Source organism: Micromonospora fiedleri (assembly GCF_016774385.1).
Classification (GTDB): Bacteria; Actinomycetota; Actinomycetes; order Mycobacteriales; family Micromonosporaceae; genus Micromonospora; species Micromonospora gifhornensis.
In genome coordinates, this window is sequence record NZ_JAETXL010000141.1 from 1 (window position 1) to 255 (window position 255).

The following is a 255-nucleotide window of genomic DNA, read 5'->3' on the forward strand; positions in this document are numbered from 1 at the left end:
TGTGAACTGGAGCAACCGTGAGTACAACCCAGACGACTTTACCAGCAGCGACCCCGTCAACCAGGCACTGTCCGCCGCCCACGCCTGCCTGTACGGCGTGGTGCACGCCGTCATCGTCGCTGTTGGCACCTCACCCGGCCTGGGATTCGTCCACACCGGGCACGACCGATCCTTTGTCTACGACATCGCCGACCTCTACAAGGCCGAATACACTATTCCGGTCGCCTTCGACGTCGCCGCCAGCGGCTCGACCGA

The 255-nt window shown here is 63.5% G+C and carries 1 protein-coding gene; it reads left to right on the plus strand.

Annotation, left to right across the window (positions count from 1 at the left end):
• A partial coding sequence (locus tag JMF97_RS32555; protein ID WP_203224710.1) for a CRISPR-associated endonuclease Cas1 occupies positions 1-255 on the plus strand: 255 nt, incomplete at both ends.